Source organism: Zoogloea sp. (assembly GCF_028689785.1).
Taxonomy (GTDB): Bacteria; Pseudomonadota; Gammaproteobacteria; order Burkholderiales; family Rhodocyclaceae; genus Zoogloea.
The window spans coordinates 58,504-73,829 of record NZ_JAQVCN010000005.1; the positions used below are offsets into that span (position 1 = coordinate 58,504).

Sequence of the window (15,326 nt, forward strand, 5' to 3'; positions counted from 1 at the left end):
AGAGCGAAATGGCTAGCGGTAAAGAGATCCGTAACAAGATCAAGAGTGTTCAGAACACTAAAAAGATCACCAAGGCCATGGAGATGGTTGCTGCGTCCAAAATGCGGAAGGCTCAAGACCGCATGCGCGCAGCCCGTCCCTACGCCGAGAAGATCCGCCGTCTCGCCGCGAATCTGTCTGCAGCCAACATCACCGACTACAAACATCCGTTCCTCGTATCTAAGGACGATGTCAAGCGTGTTGGGCTGATCGTCGTAACGACCGACAAGGGTCTGTGCGGCGGCCTCAACACCAACACCTTGCGCACCGGGTTGAATGCGCTCAAGGAATGGGAAAGCAAGGGTGTCACTGACATTCGCGTGACCTGTATTGGCAACAAGGGGCTGGGTTTCATGCAGCGTCTGGGTGCCAAGGTTGTCTCGCATGTCACCCAGCTCGGGGATACCCCCCATCTGGAAAAGCTGATCGGACCTGTCAAGGTCATGATCGATGCTTTCCAGAATGGTGAGCTGGATGAAGTGCACCTTGTCTACTCACGCTTCGTCAATACGATGAAGCAGGAGTCCCAGCTTGAGCAGCTTCTCCCGCTGACCGGCGAGCGTCTCGGAACCCCGGAAGGGAACTGGGACTACCTCTACGAGCCGGACGCGCAGGTGGTGATCGACGAACTCCTGGTGCGCTATGTCGAAGCGCTGGTGTACCAGGCTGTCGCCGAGAACATGGCGTCCGAACAGAGTGCCCGGATGGTGGCGATGAAGGCAGCCTCCGACAACGCAGGGAGCGTGATCGGCGAACTCCAACTGGTCTACAACAAGACCCGTCAGGCCGCGATCACGAAGGAACTGTCAGAAATTGTCGGCGGCGCAGCCGCGGTGTAACGCTTTAACAAGTTTGGGGAAACGACGATGAGTCAAGGAACGATCGTTCAATGCATCGGCGCCGTGGTGGATGTGCAGTTCCCGCGCGACGCGATGCCCAAGATTTACGACGCCCTCACCCTGGAAGGTGCTGAACTGGTTCTTGAAGTTCAGCAACAACTGGGCGATGGTGTTGTGCGTACCATTGCGCTGGGGTCTTCGGACGGCCTGCGTCGTGGCATGCAAGTTTCGAACACCGGCAAGGGTATCGCTGTGCCGGTGGGCCACGGCACCCTGGGCCGCATCATGGACGTGCTGGGTCGCCCGATCGACGAAGCCGGCCCGATCCAGTGCGACGAGCGCCGGGTTATTCACCAGAAGGCTCCGAAGTTCGACGAGCTGTCTCCCTCCGTGGATCTGCTCGAAACCGGCATCAAGGTTATCGATCTGATCTGTCCGTTCGCCAAGGGCGGTAAGGTCGGTCTGTTCGGTGGCGCCGGTGTGGGCAAGACCGTGAACATGATGGAGCTCATCAACAACATCGCCAAGCAGCACAGCGGTCTGTCGGTGTTTGCCGGCGTGGGCGAGCGTACCCGTGAAGGGAACGACTTCTACCACGAAATGAAGGACTCCAACGTTCTCGACAAGGTTGCGATGGTGTTCGGTCAGATGAACGAGCCCCCCGGCAACCGTCTGCGAGTGGCGCTGACCGGCCTGACCATGGCCGAGCGCTTCCGTGACGAAGGTCGTGACATCCTGTTCTTCGTGGATAACATCTACCGCTACACCCTGGCCGGTACCGAAGTGTCCGCGCTGCTGGGTCGTATGCCGTCTGCGGTGGGTTACCAGCCGACGCTGGCCGAAGAAATGGGCCGTCTGCAGGAGCGTATCACCTCCACCAAGGTGGGTTCGATCACCTCCATCCAGGCCGTGTATGTGCCTGCGGATGACTTGACCGATCCGTCTCCGGCCACCACCTTCCTTCACTTGGATTCGACCGTCGTGCTGTCGCGTGACATCGCCTCCCTGGGTATCTACCCGGCTGTGGATCCGCTCGACTCCACCTCCCGTCAGCTCGATCCGCTGGTGGTGGGTGAAGAGCACTACAACACCGCTCGCGGCGTTCAGCAGACCCTTCAGCGTTACAAGGAACTGCGCGACATCATCGCGATTCTGGGTATGGACGAACTGGCTCCGGAAGACAAGCTGCTTGTTTCCCGCGCTCGTAAGATCCAGCGTTTCCTCTCCCAGCCGTTCTTCGTGGCGGAAGTGTTTACCGGTTCTCCCGGCAAGTACGTTCCCCTGAAGGAAACGATCAAGGGCTTCAAGATGATCGTGGCTGGTGAATGCGACCATCTGCCCGAGCAGGCCTTCTACATGGTCGGCCCGATTGAAGAGGCCTTCGAGAAAGCGAAGACCCTCTAATCATCGCGACCATCGTTCGGCGGAGCTCCTGGTGAGCCCGCCGGATTGAGGAGGAAATAGCTATGGCAATGACCATTCATGTCGATATCGTCAGCGCGGAAGAGCAGATCTTCTCCGGTCTGGCCGAGTTCGTGGCTCTGCCCGGCGAAGCCGGCGAGCTGGGTATTCTGCCTGGCCACATGCCGCTGATGACCCGGATCAAGCCGGGTGCCGTACGCGTCAAGGTCCAGAACCAGCCTGAAGAGGAAATGGTTTTTGTGGCCGGCGGCTTGCTGGAAGTTCAGCCCAACCTTGTTACGGTCCTGGCAGACACCGCCATCCGCGGCAAGGATCTGGACGAGGCCAAGGCACTGGATGCCAAGCGTCTCGCGGAAGAAGCCTTGCAGAACCAGGGTTCCGCCCTGGAATATGCAAAGGCCCAATCCGAGCTGGCTTCGGCGCTTGCGCAGATCGCAGCCATCAACAAGCTGAAGAAGCGCGGCCACTAAGCACGAACGGTTCGCTGTATTGCAAAAAGGGCAGTCCAAACGGGCTGCCCTTTTTGTATGTGTGCGAATATGGTGTCAGTGTGCCGATTCGAGTTTCTGCAATCGCTTGTCGAGTCGGGCCAGATCATCGCGGAGGGCTGCGATGTCACTGGCCAGATCTTCAAGGGCGTGGCGTTTGACCAGCACGGCCTGTTCTTCACTCAGGTATTCGGAAAGGTTTTCGACGACGTTGCGTGCAGTCTGTCGGTGCCACTCGGCCACGTTGCGTACGAAGCCGACGCTTCGATGGGCGGCGATGTCACCGATCAGCCTTGATAGGGCTTCTTCACCATCCCAGCGCAGCTTGCGCAGCACGAAACCGAGGGTGTCCGCCAGATCGGCGTTGCCGCTGATGCGGATATCGGCCATCAGCGCATCAGGCCCTCCTACCAATTTGGGCAGGCTGGCAAGAGGCAGCTCGAGAACGACGTCAGGTGATGTTGTGGCAGTTTCGGTAAAGTAACCGTTGCTGTCGATACCCAGCCCCAGTTCGAGGGGGTTGAGTACGAAAGCCGCACTGCGACCGGAAAAAGGGGCCAGCCTTTCCCGGGCCCAGGGAGCATCACCGAGAATGTGGTTGAGGCTTGCAATGGCTGAGGAGGTGAGCATTCCGATCCCCGGACTCAGAGTTTGTAGCCCCGGTGCAGCGCGACCACGCCGGCAGTCATGTTGAAATACTCGACCCGCGCCAGACCTGCGCCTTCCATCAGATCTTTCAGGGATTCCTGGTCAGGATGCATGCGAATGCTCTCGGCCAGGTAGCGATAGCTGTCGGCGTCCTTGGCGACCTTCTCGCCCATCATCGGCAGCAGCTTGAAGGAATAGAAGTCGTAAGCAGGCGCCAGAGGTTTCCAGACCTTTGAAAATTCCAGCACCAGCAGGCGGCCGCCGGGTTTCAGGACACGGCGCATTTCGGCGATAGCAGCATCCTTGTGGGTCATGTTGCGCAGACCGAAAGCCACTGTCACCACGTCGAAATGGTTGTCGGGAAAGGGCAGTTTTTCGGCATCACACTGGGCGACGGGTAGCAGAAAGCCTTTGTCCACAACGCGATCGCGGCCACGGGAGAGCATGGCGTGGTTGATGTCGGTAAGCCAGACCTGGCCGTTGGGCCCGACCTTCTTTGCAAAGGCCAGGGACAGATCTGCAGTGCCGCCGGCGACGTCGAGTACCCTGTCACCGGCGCGGACACCCGCGATCTGCACGGTGAAGGCCTTCCACAGGCGGTGCAGGCCGAAGGACATCAGATCGTTCATCACATCGTAGCTGGAGGCAACGGACGAGAAGACGCTTCTTACCTTGCCGGCCTTTTCGGATTCGGCAACCTTCTGGAAGCCGAAATGGGTGGTCTTGTCATTCATGATCGGGATACGGATCGGAATCGGAGGGAGTCGGCCCCGGTTGGGGCAGACCTGGAATCAGTGATGGTGACCGCAGCCACCACCCTTGGGCGCCGGTGCGGGCTGCAACGCGGGGTCGCGACTACCGCCTGCCTCGGCGAGACGGAGGAGGTAGGTCTGCCACAATTCGTCGTGGTTCTCGCCCAGGTCATAGAGGTAATCCCACGAGTAGAGGCCGCTGTCATGGCCATCGGAGAAAACCGGCTTGATGGCGTAGTTGCCGACGGGTTCGATGCGCGTGATGTCCACGTCACGTTTCCCCAGTTGCAGGACCTCTTGGCCCACCCCGTGCCCCCGGACTTCGGCGGAGGGCGAGAAGACGCGCAGGAACTCAAAGCTGAGCTCGAACTTCCGGCCATCGTCGAAGCTCACTTCCATGATGCGCGAACGCTGGTGCAATTTGATTTCGGTCGGGACGGGATCGTCCTTGCGCAGGCCTGCCATGATGGAGATCCGGGATCTGAGTTCGTGATGGGCGAATGATACTAGAAGGTAGCTTTCCTGCCCTGTCGGGGAGCAAACAGGCTCGCTGTTGCAGGCACGTGACCTGTCATCAAAACTTCAAGTTGCTGCAATACACTGCGCCGGTCGCCAGAAATCAACGAGGTTCCCATGCCTGCCACCATTCTGCTTGTTGAAGACGAGCCAGCTATTCAGGAGCTCATTGCCGCCAATCTGATGCGGGCCGGCCACCATGTGGTTCGGGCTGCCGATGCAGAGACGGCCCAGCGCATCGTGCGTGATGCCCTACCGGACCTGATCTTGCTCGACTGGATGCTGCCCGGCATGTCCGGTGTCGAGTTTGCCCGGCGTCTGCGTGCTGAAGAGCGAACCCGCGGCATTCCGCTGATCATGCTGACGGCTCGCGGTGAGGAGCAGGATAAGGTACTTGGCCTGGAGTCCGGTGCCGACGACTACATCACCAAGCCCTTTTCGCCGCGTGAGCTGGTGGCCCGCATCAAGGCTGTGTTGCGCCGCCGGGCGCCGGAAACCACCGAAGACCCGGTTGAGATGGGAGGACTGCGCCTCGATCCGGCCACCCACCGGCTGGCCGCATCGGGCAATCCGGTCACCCTTGGACCCACCGAATTTCGTCTGCTGCACTTTCTGATGACCCATCCGGAGCGGGTGCATTCCCGTGCCCAACTGCTTGATCAGGTATGGGGTGATCACGTTTTCGTGGAGGAGCGTACCGTGGATGTGCATATCCGCCGTCTTCGCTGTGCCCTTGAGCCGAGTGGTCACGATGCCCTGGTGCAGACGGTTCGGGGGAGCGGCTACCGCTTTTCGACCCAGCAGGAATCAGCCGCCCCCGTGCGATAATTCATGTCAGTTCAGCCTGCTGAAGGGATGATGGCCATTCGGCCGGTCCGGTACATCTTCGTTGCAGCCTTCACCTTTCTGGCAATCCTCGCCCTTGTGGCGCTGATTGTCTGGGGGGTATTCGGCCCGCTTGCAGCACTTCTCGTGTTTTCTGCCGGTCTGCTAGTGGCAGGCATCTACCATGTGCGTAATTTGCACAAGCTGGTGAGCTGGTTGCGGACGCCGGTGGACGATTCGCCGCCCATGCCCCGTGCTATCGGCATGTGGGATTACATCTTTGCCGATGTGAACAGCCGTGCGCGCAGTGCCAGTCATCGCCAGCAGCGCCTGTCATCGGCCCTGGAGCGCTTCCGGGAAGCCAGCCAGGCAATGCCCCATGGGCTACTGTTTCTTTCCAACACTCATACGATCGAATGGGTAAATCGGCAGGGAGAACAGCATTTCGGTCTGGAGCAGGCCCGGGACCAGGGTATGCCTATCACCAATCTCGTGCGCCAGCCGGATTTTGTACGCTACTTGCAGGATGCTCATTACCAAGAGCCTCTGACCTTGAGCATCGGCCGCCCCCATCCCCGCATGCTGATGGTCCACGTTGTGCCTTTCAGCGAAGACATGCGCTTGCTCATGTCCGAGGACATCACCCAGGGTGAGCGCCTGCAAGCGATGCGCCGTGATTTCGTGGCTAACGTCTCCCACGAAATGCGCACGCCCCTGACAGTCGTGACCGGCTTTCTCGAGACCGTGATCGATGGGTTGGACGATCTGGAGAAGGACGACATTCACCATTACCTGGGCCTGGCGTCCGAGCAGGCCGGGCGCATGCAACGGCTGATCCAGGATCTTCTCACCCTGTCGGCCCTGGAGGTCGACGAGCCGATCCGCCATGAGGAGGCTGTGGATGTGGCTGACCTGCTCGAAGAGGTTCAGCAGGAGGCGCAGGTGGTTTCGGGGGGCAGGCACACCATCGAGCTTGACTGCAGTACCCGTGCCCGCCTGCTCGGCAACGCCAAGGAGCTCTACAGTGCCTTTGCCAATCTGGCCATCAATGCGGTGCGCTACACCCCGGCGGGTGGGCATATCCGTATCAGTTGGCGTCAGCGGGGTTCAGTGGTGGAGTATGCGGTAAAGGACGATGGGATCGGGATTGCACCGGAGCACATTCCTCGTCTGACCGAGCGTTTCTATCGGGTGGATCGAGGCCGCTCCCGGGAAACCGGGGGAACGGGGCTCGGTCTGGCTATCGTCAAGCATGTGTTGAGCCGCCACCAGGGCGATCTGCTTATCGAGAGCGAACCTGCCACCGGCAGCACTTTCACAGCCTGCTTTCCAGCCCGCCGCCTGGTGGACTGAAACAGCCGGCTGGGCTCAGGAGGCGACCATCTCGTAGGTTGCCTGGTCGAAGTTGGTGCCCCGGGCCACCAGCGAAGTGAGGCGTATCTGACGCGGTTCGCCAGTGTGCAGTTCAAGTACCTTGTCGGCATGGAACCAGCCACCAGGCAGCACGATGCTGGCTGCGGCCCGCATGGCTGCCACTTCGGGGAGCAGGAAACCCTGGGCGTAAGGCTCATGAGGGCTTACGTTGAGGCCCGTTCCCCTGACGGCCACTGAAGCCGGCAAACCCGTCAGCAGGTGGATGCCGGCCATCAGGGTGCCATCCGGCTCATACATCAGCCAGCTCACCTGGCCGAGCAAGTATTGATTGCCATCGCCGGGCTTGATGCCGACCAGCTGATGGTGTTCGATGCGCTGCCCGGGGTGTTTGCGCTGCAGCCGGAAACCTGACACCGAGTGATCGACGGTGGTCCATTCGTCAATATGGAAACCACGCCGCCTCACCTCGGCTTCGGCGTCGATAATGGTTGGCACTTCGTCATCCACACGGGCGCCGAAGGTGATCACGTTGAGATCGTAGCGGCTGCCCATGGCCTGGCGCCGGTTGGGGGGCACGAACTCCTGCCCCGATACCAGCAGCCCGATGGCCTCCCAGTCGGTGCTGATGATGTTTCCGACCTTCTTGCTGTGCCGCGGAAAACGACGCCCTGCAGCGGACATGCCCCACGGTCGGTATAGCGAAACGAGCAGACGGGCGCAGGCCGGTTGCGAGCAGTCGTCACCCAGGCCGAGGGAAGCCGGGGTGGTGCCCTGCTTGAACTCGGCCAGCATGGCCTTGATCTGGGCCGCCAGACGGTGGCCGTCGAATCGGCGCATGCCGGGCCGGCTGCCGATCAGGGCGATGGGGCGCAGGCCGTGGTCTTCAGTCAGATCGAGGCCATAGGCGCGGGCGTCATCCTTCTCCCATTCGCTCTGCATGATGCAGTAGGGGGCGAAGCGTTGGGCCCAGCGGCAGATCCAGTTGAGCTCGCGCTGGTTGCGGCCGTAGGGGTTGGTCAGGTCCACGAGCAGCAGGGCGATGTAGGCCTCGTCGGGGCTCTGGGCTTTCCAGGTGTTGTTGAGGGGGTCGATGACCCGGCTGTGGGCCACGCCTGTCCGTTCGGCTTCCAGATAGGCCGCATGCACGGCCTTCCAGGCACCCTGGGGTTCGGCCCGGTGGGCGCGAAAGTACTCGATGATGACTTGGCCCAGATACTGGATGCGGCGCTGGGCCAGCAGAGGCCACTGGGCGCGGAATTCGTCGCTGCCGGCGCCGCTTTCCACCAGGCGCGCGTAAGCCGTGCTGAGGGCCGTCCATAGGCGCACCACCTGACGCAGGGTGGCGTCTTCCGCACTGTCGGGGGGCAGGGGGTGCGCGGCATAGCGGGACGACATCTCGTGCTGCACGAAGGTGATCGTCTGGCGTGCCGACTCGAGGACTTCCAGCTGCTCTTCCGGCCCCAGCGGGCTGGCCAAAAGGCCCTCAAGCATGCGCACGAGGGTGGCGTGGCTCTCGGCGGCATTGAGGGTGTGGAGGTTGCGCAGCAGCTTGCGATACTGCTCCACGCTGCGCAGATCGGTGTAATTCTGGGGGCTGTCCGTCATGGGGCTATCCTCCGCGTTCAGCCGGAAAGGTGCTCGGCAACGGCATTGCGTATGGCCAGGGCGAGACGGGCGTCATCGACGTCGGGTGCCGGAGAGTGGCCACCCTTGCGCTGGCTCTGCCCCCACACGGGCTGGGGGAAGTGGCGGTCGTCGAGGTAGCGTGGAATCACATGCCAATGCAGGTGTGGCACCACGTTGCCAAAACTGGCCAGGTTGACCTTCTCGGGTCGGAAGCACTCACGCACGGCCACCTCGACTGCCATCAGAATGTTGAAGCAGTGGCGTTGTTCGGCGGGCGAAAGATCGCTCATTTCGGCCACATGGTCGGTCCAGACAAGCCGGCAATAACCAGGATAGTCCGGATCACTGACCCGGATCACCCGGCAGCTCGCGTCGTGCCAGAGTACGTTCTCCCATTCAGGGAAACACAGGGGGCAGTCTTTCGGGGCGCTTGTCGGCATGGATGTTTCGACCCGGGTTGGCGGTATCCGATGATTTTAGCCCGGATACATCGCAAAATTTCACAGCGGCTTGGTTGTGACGTAATTCATAGAAATTGTATTTCCAGGCAGATTTGACATTCCAGCCTCAGCCAGTCGCCCGGACAAAAGCACAGGTATCAGCGGGCCCCGCATCTACCGGTTCGCCGTCTACGAACAGCATCAACGTACCGGGCGGGATGGTGGCCCAATTTTCGTTGTCGGTCAGTGGCGTGGTGGCTACAACGGCAACCCGGTCGGCCGGGGAGGTCAGCTGGCGGAAATCCACGGTGATGTCCTGGTCCTTCAAGTGGGCCTCGTCGAACGGCGCCTTGCGCACGATGTAGGTCAGCCGGGACGCGCAATGGGCGAACAGGCAGGTACCGTTGGACAGCAGGAAGTTGAATTCACCGTGGTGGCCGATGTCGGTGGCGATGCGCCGGATGGCAGAGAAGAGCTCTGCCCGGGTGGGCTCGCCGTCGGGGAAGTCCCGGTTGAGGGTTTCCATCAGGTGGCAGAAGGCCCGCTCCGAGTCGGTCTGCCCGACGGGCTGGAAATCGCCGCGCTGATCGGGGGAGAAATCCAGCAGGTTGCCGTTGTGGGCAAACACCCAGTAGCGTCCCCACAGCTCGCGCTGGAAGGGATGGGTGTTCTCCAGGCTGATGAATCCCTGGGTGGCCTTGCGGATGTGGGCGATCACGTTGAGGGAGTGGATCGGGTAATTGCGTACCAGCTCGGCCACCGGTGAATGGGCGCTGGCCTTGGGGTCAAGGAAGACACGCACGCCGCGACCCTCGAAGAAGGCGATGCCCCAGCCGTCCCCGTGCACGTCGGTCAGGCCGCCGCGGGCCTGGAAGCCGGCGAAGGAGAAGCAGATGTCCGTCGGCGTGTTGCAGTTCATCCCGAGTAGCTGACACATGTTCTTTTCGGCCTCCCCTATGGCCTGCGACCGCTGTGGCGGTCAGAATTCAATCATTGGCGTGTACAGCCGTTAGCCAGACACACGCGTCACCCCGGAATTCTCCCGTAAGGGACTCAGCATGACAAACACCACCATAGCCGATTGCACTGCCCAGATTGCTGCCGCAGGTCGCCTCCTGTCTGCCGCCAGGCGCATCCTGTTCATCACCGGGGCCGGTCTTTCAGCCGATTCCGGCCTGCCCACCTATCGGGGCGTCGGTGGCCTGTACGAAGGGGCCCTCACCGACATCGGCCTGCCCATCGAGCAGGCCCTTTCCGGTGCAGTCTTCCGATCCCGGCCCGACATCACCTGGCGCTATCTGGCACAGATCGAGTCGAGTTGCCGGGGGGCCCGGCCCAATGCCGGTCACTACGCGATCGCCCGCCTTGAAGCCTTGCACGGCAAGGTGACGACCCTGACCCAGAACGTGGACGGTTTTCACCTGGAGGCGGGCTCCCGGGATGTCATCGAGATGCACGGCACCCTGCGCCGCCTGCGCTGTGTGGACTGCGGCCGTGTGCGTCAGGTGGAGAACTACGCCGGCCTGTCGATCCCGCCGGAATGCCCCCACTGTGGCGGCGTCCTGCGCCCCGACGTGGTGCTGTTCGGCGAGAGCCTGCCCGACCAGGCCGTGCATCGCTTCGAAACCGTGCTGGCAGCGGGGCCCGACCTGATCTTCACGGTGGGTACCGGCAGCGCCTTTCCTTATATTGCCGGACCGGTGTTATGGGCGCTGGAAGCCGGCGTGCCGACCATCGAGATCAATCCGGGTAGCACGCCGGTCAGCGAGCGGGTGGACATCCGCCTGCGCCTGCGCGCCGCCGAGGCCCTGCCGGCCATTCTCGACGCTGCTGGTTTTTCACTGGACAGCGGCCGCGACGCCCGCGCCTGAGTTTCCCGGGCTTGTTTCGCTGCAGCGCCGCAAAGCCTAGAATCGGGGGTTTTCTCTGCCTGGCCGCCGGCATGGATCTCCCCCGCCTTCTTGCCCAGCTTGACGACACCCTCCTCGGCGAGCTGTTTTCCGCCAGCTCCCTCAGCCGGGCTCGTGCCTATGTGGGGCGAGTGCGTCACATCGAGATGGCCGGCAATCAGCTCCAGGCCCAGGTCCAGGGGACCGAAGCGGTGCCCTACCGGGTGTCGGTACGGATCGAGCGGCGCGAGTTCTTCGGCCAGGGCAGCATCGAACTGGCCACCCGCTGCACCTGCCCGGTCGGCAACCGCTGCAAGCATGCGGCGGCGCTCATTCTTGCCGCCCGCCGCCCGGGTGCCCTGGTGGACAAGCCTCGCGCCGAGATTCTCGCCTGGGCGCGCAGTCTGCGCGACCGGGTGGACAAAGCTGGCAAGGCGAAGAAGGCAGCCGTGCCCAAGGAGGCCATCTTCTACCTCTGCTCGGTGATCAGCCTGCCCACGGGCGACGAGCTGGAGTTCAGCCTGCTCAAGGCTCGGGTGGGGGCCGACGGTGGCCTCACCAGCCTGGCCGGTGAATGGTCCAACTACGAACAGGCCCTGCTGCGGCCCCCTGGTTTCGTGAGGGACGAAGACCTCAACGTATTCCGTCTGCTGCGCGAGGCCAACCGGCGCACCGGCGGATATGGCTGGCCTCATATCAGTGGCAGTGCCGGCCTGGCCCTGCTGGATGCGGCCGTTGCCACCGGCCGGGCCTACCTGGAGGCGGATGGCAACGGGCGGATATCGCTCCTGCGCGCCGGCAGCACCCGCCCCGGCAGCCTCGAATGGGTGCCCGGGGCGAACGGCATGAAGGCGCGGGTTGCCACGGCCCCCCCCACCACCCTGGTGGTCCGCACCGAGCCCCTTGCTTACCTGGACGTTACGGTCGGTGAGGTGGGCCGCGTGTTGCTGGACGACAGCATGGTGATCGCCGAGCTCCTCGCCCTGCCGGCCCTGGCCCCGGCCGAATTGCCGGTGATCGCCAACGCCCTGGCCGAAGTGGCCCCCCGCCTGCCCTCACCCCAGGGCCAACGGGCTGCCGAATTGCCCCTGTTGGTGCTGCCCTGCCAGCCCGTCCTTAGCGTGGCCTCCCTGTTCTGCTGGAGCTGGCGCAAGCACCGGGGCTACGAGGCGGACTTCGGCGGCCATGAGTACGATGTGGCGACCCCCGTGTTCACCTATGGCGAAGCGCGTTTCGAGCCCGGCGCCACCAGTGAACTGGCCAGCCTCCCCGATGGCCGGGCCGTCCGCGTGCAGCGTGACCTGGCGGCCGAGGAGAGTGCCTGGAAGGCCCTTCTGGCTGCCGGTTTCCAGCCCCTCAAGCGCGGCTGGCTGATCAGTCCGGGTACCGTCACGGAAGGCCTCTACGGCCTCGAAAGCGAAGCTCACTGGATCCACTTCTTCTCCATTGTCGCCCCGGTGCTGCGCGCCGCCGGCTGGCACATCGATTGCCCCAAGGATTTCCGCCACCGGGTGCTGGTGGCCACCGGCTGGGAGGTGAACATCGAAGACAGCGACGAGGGCTGGTTCGAGGTGTCCCTGGGGGTTGAGGTGGACGGCCGGCGGATCGACCTCGCACCCATGCTTCACGCAGTCTTCCGTCAGGACACCCGCTGGCTCGACCCGAAGCTGATCGACGGCATTCCCGACGACGCCCAGGTGCTGGTGCAGCTCGATGATGGCGACCGGGTGGCCCTGGCCGCCGAGCGGGTCAAGCCCATCGCCCGCAACCTGGTGGATCTCTTTGACACGCCGTCCAGCACCCTCAAGGTGTCACGCTTCGACGCCCCGCGCCTGGCCGAGGTGCTTGGGGACGGATGGCGCGCCGAGGGCCTGGCCAGCCTGGAGCGCTGGATCGAGCGCATCCGCGGTGCTGGAAAGATCAAGGCGGTGGCCGCCCCGAAGGGCTTTGCCCTCGACCTGCGCCCTTACCAGCTCGAAGGCCTGGCCTGGCTGCAGCACCTGCGCAAGCACGAGCTCGGCGGCATCCTGGCCGACGACATGGGCCTCGGCAAGACCGCCCAGACCCTCGCCCACCTGCTTACCGAAAAGCGTGGCCGGCGCCTCGGCAAGCCGGCTCTGGTGGTGCTGCCCACCTCCCTGGTGTTCAACTGGCAGCGCGAGGCCGAACGCTTCGCCCCCGATCTCAAGGTGCTCAGCCTGCGCGGTGCGGGCCGGGCCGAAGCCTTCGCGAAGATCCCCGAGCACGACGTGTGCCTCACCACCTACCCGCTGCTGTGGCGCGACCGGGAGCAGCTGGCTGCCCACGAATACCACTCCCTGATCCTCGACGAAGCCCAGACCGTCAAGAACGCCGCCAGCCAGGCCGCCCAGGTGGTGCGCACCCTGCGGGCGAAGCACCGCCTGTGCCTCACCGGCACGCCCCTGGAGAACCACCTGGGCGAGCTGTGGAGCCAGTTCGACTTTCTGCTGCCCGGCTTCCTGGGAGACCAGAAGGACTTCACCGCCCGCTGGCGCACCCCGGTCGAGAAGCACGGCGACACCGTGCGCCGCGATCTGTTGGCCCGCCGCATCGCCCCCTTCATCCTGCGCCGGCGCAAGGAGCAGGTGGCCACCGAGCTGCCCCCCAAGACCATCGTGGTGCGCAGCGTCGAGCTCGACGGCCGCCAGCGCGACCTCTACGAAACCGTGCGCGCCAGCATGGACCAGCGGGTCCGCGACGAGATCGCCGCCCGGGGCTTTGCCCGCAGCCAGATCGTCATCCTGGATGCCCTGCTCAAGCTGCGCCAGGTGTGCTGCGACCCGCGCCTGCTCAAGACCGATGCCGCCGCCAAGGTCAAGGAGCGGGCCAAGCTCGACCTGCTCATGGACATGCTCCCGGAGCTGGTGGAGGAGGGGCGCAAGATCCTGCTGTTCAGCCAGTTCACTGGCATGCTCGGCCTGATCGCCGCCGAGCTGACTACCCGGCGCATCGACTTCGTCATGCTCACCGGTGACACGCAGGACCGGGAAGCCCCCATCCGCCAGTTCCAGGACGGCGAAGTGCCGGTCTTCCTGATCAGCCTGAAGGCCGGTGGCGTGGGCCTCAACCTCACCGCCGCCGACACGGTGATCCACTTCGACCCCTGGTGGAACCCCGCCGCCGAGAACCAGGCCACCGACCGCGCCCACCGCCTGGGGCAGACCAAGGCGGTGTTTGTCTACAAGCTGGTGGTCGCCGGCTCCATCGAGGAGAAAATCCTCGGCCTGCAGGAGAAGAAGGCCGAACTCGCTGCCGGCATCCTCGCCGAGGATCACCAGGGTACGGTGAAGTTCGGTGAGGATGACATCCGCGCCCTGCTCGCCCCCCTGCCGGAGGTGAAGGGTGACGGCGATGCCCCAAAGAAGCGGGGTCGGCCGAAAAAGGCATGAGGTGGGGCTTCTCTCACCCCCTTGCACGGGCGTTCCGCCATCGCCATGCCGGAGGCCTCAGGCCACCCGGTTGCGTGCCTCGCCTGCCACGAAGGCTTCGATGTTGCCGATCAGCTGATCGGCCAGGGTCTGCATGGCGTCGCGGCTGGACCAGGCCACATGGGGGGTCAGGATGAAGTTGCCCGCCGCCAGCAGATCGGGGGCCAGCAGGGGGTTGTCCCGGGGGGGCTCCTCGGTCAGCACGTCGAAGGCGGCGCCGCCGATGTGGCCGCCACGCAGGGCATCGGCCAGAGCGGCCTCGTCCACCAACCCGCCCCGGGCGGTGTTGATGAGCAAGGTGCCGGGCTTCATGGCAGCCAGCTCCGCCGCGCCGATCAGGTGCCGGGTGGCCGCGTTGAGGGGGCAGTGCAGGCTGATCACGTCGGCTTCCCGGATCAGCGTGTCGAAGGCCACATAGCCCTCGCGCAGGCTGTCGGCACCCTTGCGCTCGCCGCGGATCACCCGCATGCCGAAGGCTTGGGCGAGGCGGGCGACGCCTTCACCCAGGCTGCCGCTGCCAAGCAGGCCCAGGCTGCGGCCGTGGAGGTCACGGATCGGGTAGTCGAAATAGCAGAACTGCTCGCTGAGCTGCCAGCGCCCGGCGGCCACCGAGCGGTGGAAGGGGCCGATCTGCCGGGACAGGGCCAGCAGCAGGGAAAAGACGTGCTCGGGCACGGTCTCGCGGGCGTAGCCGCGCACGTTGGAGACGACGATGCCCCGGGCCCGGCAGGCGTCCAGATCGATGTTGTTGTAGCCGGTGGCGGCAATGGCCACCATCTGCAGCTGCGGCAGGCCGGCCAGGATGTCGGCGGTGAGCAGGCGCTTGTTGACGATGGCGATGGTGGCGTCGGCCAGGCGGGCGGCCACGTCATCCTGGCGGGTGGCCTCGTATTCGACCCATTCGTGGGCGAAGGCAGGGCGGCGGATGTTGGCGATCAGGGCGCCGGCTTCGAGGGTGACGATGCGGTGCATGGTGGGGCCGGAGTGGGGAAGGGCACCCAGCTTAGCGCGTCAGTGCC

14 protein-coding genes are annotated in these 15,326 nt (G+C 63.8%); 7 read left to right on the plus strand and 7 right to left on the minus strand.

The window, feature by feature from the left end; all coding sequences use genetic code 11:
- Positions 1-8: 8 nt before the first annotated feature.
- The 3 genes from atpG (at position 9) to PHI64_RS04235 (ending at position 2,770) form a co-directional block, all read left to right on the plus strand.
- Positions 9-878, plus strand: a complete 870-nt coding sequence (gene atpG / locus PHI64_RS04225) for a F0F1 ATP synthase subunit gamma (RefSeq protein ID WP_299879071.1) — start codon at positions 9-11, stop codon at positions 876-878.
- A 27-nt stretch (positions 879-905) separates the two neighbouring features.
- A complete protein-coding gene (gene atpD / locus PHI64_RS04230) occupies positions 906-2,282 on the plus strand; it encodes a F0F1 ATP synthase subunit beta (RefSeq protein WP_299879074.1) in 1,377 nt (458 codons plus the stop codon).
- Between the two features lie 62 nt (positions 2,283-2,344).
- Positions 2,345-2,770 carry a F0F1 ATP synthase subunit epsilon gene (locus PHI64_RS04235; protein WP_299879077.1) on the plus strand — a complete coding sequence of 142 codons (426 nt, stop codon included), beginning with the start codon at positions 2,345-2,347 and terminating at the stop codon, positions 2,768-2,770.
- A gap of 75 nt (positions 2,771-2,845) precedes the next feature.
- On the opposite strand, the gene PHI64_RS04240 is transcribed toward PHI64_RS04235, so the two are convergent.
- The 3 genes from PHI64_RS04240 to PHI64_RS04250 are packed head-to-tail and all read right to left on the minus strand — an operon-like array spanning position 2,846 to position 4,653.
- Complete coding sequence (locus PHI64_RS04240) at positions 2,846-3,418, minus strand: SCP2 sterol-binding domain-containing protein (protein ID WP_299879080.1); 573 nt, start codon at positions 3,416-3,418, stop codon at positions 2,846-2,848.
- Between the two features lie 14 nt (positions 3,419-3,432).
- Positions 3,433-4,170: a bifunctional demethylmenaquinone methyltransferase/2-methoxy-6-polyprenyl-1,4-benzoquinol methylase UbiE gene (gene ubiE, locus PHI64_RS04245; RefSeq protein ID WP_299879083.1), complete on the minus strand. Its 738-nt coding sequence runs from the start codon at positions 4,168-4,170 to the stop codon at positions 3,433-3,435.
- 57 nt (positions 4,171-4,227) lie between these two features.
- Positions 4,228-4,653: a DUF971 domain-containing protein gene (locus PHI64_RS04250; protein WP_299879086.1), complete on the minus strand. Its 426-nt coding sequence runs from the start codon at positions 4,651-4,653 to the stop codon at positions 4,228-4,230.
- A 168-nt stretch (positions 4,654-4,821) separates the two neighbouring features.
- On the opposite strand from PHI64_RS04250, the gene phoB reads away from it, so the two are divergent.
- Together phoB and phoR are read left to right on the plus strand one after the other, a co-directional pair.
- Positions 4,822-5,532, plus strand: a complete 711-nt coding sequence (gene phoB, locus PHI64_RS04255) for a phosphate regulon transcriptional regulator PhoB (RefSeq protein ID WP_299879089.1) — start codon at positions 4,822-4,824, stop codon at positions 5,530-5,532.
- 3 nt (positions 5,533-5,535) lie between these two features.
- Complete coding sequence (gene phoR, locus PHI64_RS04260) at positions 5,536-6,882, plus strand: phosphate regulon sensor histidine kinase PhoR (protein WP_299879092.1); 1,347 nt, start codon at positions 5,536-5,538, stop codon at positions 6,880-6,882.
- Between the two features lie 15 nt (positions 6,883-6,897).
- Here the strand turns inward: phoR and PHI64_RS04265 are convergent, their stop codons facing one another.
- From PHI64_RS04265 to PHI64_RS04275, 3 genes are all read right to left on the minus strand, one after another.
- A complete protein-coding gene (locus PHI64_RS04265; RefSeq protein ID WP_299879094.1) occupies positions 6,898-8,508 on the minus strand; it encodes a hypothetical protein in 1,611 nt (536 codons plus the stop codon).
- Positions 8,509-8,525: 17 nt separating this feature from the next.
- Complete coding sequence (locus PHI64_RS04270; protein ID WP_299879097.1) at positions 8,526-8,969, minus strand: HIT family protein; 444 nt, start codon at positions 8,967-8,969, stop codon at positions 8,526-8,528.
- A gap of 127 nt (positions 8,970-9,096) precedes the next feature.
- The gene (locus PHI64_RS04275; protein WP_299879100.1) at positions 9,097-9,906 is read right to left on the minus strand and encodes a class II glutamine amidotransferase; all 810 of its coding nucleotides are present in this window, start codon (positions 9,904-9,906) and stop codon (positions 9,097-9,099) included.
- A gap of 121 nt (positions 9,907-10,027) precedes the next feature.
- Here PHI64_RS04275 and PHI64_RS04280 point away from each other — a divergent pair, with 121 nt between their 5' ends.
- On the plus strand, positions 10,028-10,840 hold the full coding sequence (locus tag PHI64_RS04280; RefSeq protein WP_299879103.1) for an NAD-dependent deacylase: 813 nt from the start codon (positions 10,028-10,030) through the stop codon (positions 10,838-10,840).
- A 71-nt stretch (positions 10,841-10,911) separates the two neighbouring features.
- A complete protein-coding gene (locus PHI64_RS04285) occupies positions 10,912-14,268 on the plus strand; it encodes a DEAD/DEAH box helicase (protein WP_299879106.1) in 3,357 nt (1,118 codons plus the stop codon).
- A gap of 57 nt (positions 14,269-14,325) precedes the next feature.
- Here PHI64_RS04285 and PHI64_RS04290 read toward each other — a convergent pair whose 3' ends face one another.
- Positions 14,326-15,279, minus strand: coding sequence for a D-2-hydroxyacid dehydrogenase (locus PHI64_RS04290; protein WP_299879109.1), 954 nt, complete (start codon positions 15,277-15,279; stop codon positions 14,326-14,328).
- Between the last annotated feature and the right edge of the window lie 47 nt (positions 15,280-15,326).